Annotated in this window: 2 protein-coding genes and 1 pseudogene; all 3 read right to left on the bottom strand. The window is 75.0% G+C overall.

Features of this window, described 5'->3' with window-relative positions:
- Positions 1 to 104 precede the first annotated feature (104 nt).
- On the bottom strand, positions 105 to 1,244 hold the full coding sequence (locus tag HMPREF3105_RS09865) for an adenylate/guanylate cyclase domain-containing protein (protein ID WP_070709465.1): 1,140 nt from the start codon (positions 1,242 to 1,244) through the stop codon (positions 105 to 107).
- Positions 1,241 to 1,777 (bottom strand): PH domain-containing protein, encoded by a 537-nt coding sequence (locus HMPREF3105_RS09860; protein ID WP_020625512.1) that lies wholly within the window; start codon positions 1,775 to 1,777, stop codon positions 1,241 to 1,243. The genes HMPREF3105_RS09865 and HMPREF3105_RS09860 overlap by 4 nt, the downstream gene beginning before the upstream one ends.
- 21 nt (positions 1,778 to 1,798) lie before the next feature.
- Positions 1,799 to 1,985, bottom strand: a pseudogene (locus tag HMPREF3105_RS09855) (biotin--[acetyl-CoA-carboxylase] ligase); the annotation flags it as partial.

Genomic DNA, 1,985 nt, shown 5'->3' with positions numbered 1-1,985 from the left:
CGCGTCCTCGTTCAGGTCGCGGACGGCGCCCACGTGGGTGGCGCCCGCGGCCTGGGGCCGCGGCGCGGACGGGGTCTCGGGGCGGGGGTCCACGGGGTCCTCGATCAGTCGGCGAGCAGGGTCTGGGCCGACCCGTCCAAGAGCAGGGAGGGGCGGACCTCTCCGAACCCGCGGACGATCCTGGGCGGCTGCGGGACGAGCACGAAGCGCTCGTCCCGGGACAGGGCCGCAGCGGTCATGGCGTCCACGAGCACGGTACCCGGATCGGCCAGGGACGTCAGCCGCGCGGCGAGGTTCACGGTGGGCCCGTAGATGTCCCCCATGCGGGAGAGCACCCGTCCCCATGTCAGGGCGACGCGCGCCGAGGGCAGCTCCTCGTCCGCGGCGATGGTCTCGGCCAGGGAGAGCGCGATCGCGGCGCCGGCCTCGGGGGTCTCGGCGTTGAACATGACCTCGTCGCCGATGGTCTTCACGAGCCAGCCGCCGCCGGCCGAGATGGTCTCCGCGGCGAGGGACTCGAAGCGCAGCACCATGCGGGCCAGCGTCCGGTCGTCCATGGTCCGGGAGAGCGTGGTGTAGGAGACCATGTCCGCAAAGCCGACGGCGCGGGCCAGCGGCAGCGGCGCGTCCGACTCGGAGCCGTCGCGGCCCCGGGCGCTGGCCGCCAGCCCGGCCTCCACGCGCACGGTCAGGCGCTGCACGGCGCGGTTGAGCTGGCGCCGGTAGACGATCCGCATGGCCTTCTCGAGCGGTCCGACCATGTCCGGGAGCATGTCGACGACGGCCCGCCGCGCCTCCGGGTCCGTCAGGTCCTCGGAGGCGATCTTGTCCTCCACGAGCGCCTCGATCTGCCACACCACCATGCGGTCCGTCATCTGCCCGATCGAGCGCGCCAGCGAGATGGCCGTGTCCTCGTTCAGCGTCCCCGAGCGCACGAGCGTGAGCACGGACTCGAACGCCTCGATGTCCGCCTCGGTGAAGGCCTTGTGCCCCTCCGGCGACGTCGGATAGCCCAGCGCACGCCAGATCTTCCGGGCGGAGGCCATCGAGACGCCGAGGCGCTGCGCCACCTCCCGTGAGGTGTAGGCGCGCGGGCCCACCACCAGGCCGGCGTCGAGCGTGCGCATCGCGCTCGTCCAGCCGGCGGGCTGGGCGGAGCGCTCCTCGACGTCGCGGGCGGTCTCGTCCTCAGCCGGCGGGACGATCGGCAGCGGTGCGGTGTCCGGTGTCTCCGGACGGCTCATCGGAGGTCTCCTGTCGGGACGGGGGCGGGCCAGGTTGCGGTGCGGGCCTGGCGGGTGAGGTGGGCCAGGGCCTCCTCGAAGCGCGCGGCCTCGGGGACGTCGCGCAGCCGCCAGTGGACCTGGCGGGCGGGCTCCTGGAAGAGGATGTGCAGGTCTCCGGCACCCGAGCCGCGGCGGCGCCGCTGCACGTCGGCGATGGACACGAGCGGCATGGCGGCACCGGAGCCGCCGACGCCGGCGCCCTGGAGGATGCGGCGGTCGGTGAGCACGGTGCGCCGGAAGACCCAGCGCCACAGCGGGCGGATGGTGCCGGGGAGCAGGACGAGCGCCGCGACCACCCACGCGGCCGCCTCGAGCACGGCGCGGTTCGCGGCGACGATCCCGGGCAGGTCGGGGCGTGCGAGCACGCCGACGGCCAGGCCGAGCAGGAACGCGACGGCCACGAGGACCGCGGCCGGGCGCAGCAGCGCGCGCGGGTGGGTGCGGGTGCGCACCATCACCTGCTCACCGGGCTCGAGTCGCACGGCGGTCACCTCCTGACCGGGACGGGTGTGTCATGCGCCGCGATGGACGTCTCCGCGCAGGTGGGCCACGTCCCCCGCACTGACCTCGGTCTCGATTGTGCCACGGTCCGGTGTGACGTGCTTCACGCGCAGGGTGCCGCCGGGGCCGAGGCCCACGGCCGTGCCCTCCAGCACGCCGCCGCCGGGCAGCTCGGCGCGCACCGCGCGGCCCAGGGTG

This window comes from Micrococcus sp. HMSC31B01, from assembly GCF_001816085.1.
GTDB classification, from domain to species: domain Bacteria; phylum Actinomycetota; class Actinomycetes; order Actinomycetales; family Micrococcaceae; genus Micrococcus; species Micrococcus luteus.
Note: the sequence above shows the minus strand (reverse complement) of the source record. Positions and strands in the feature narration are given on the sequence as shown.

Coding starts and splice junctions, on each gene's coding strand:
- HMPREF3105_RS09865 (WP_070709465.1), bottom strand. CDS start 1,244: ATGAGCCGTCCGGAGACACCGGACACCGCACCGCTGCCGATCGTCCCG.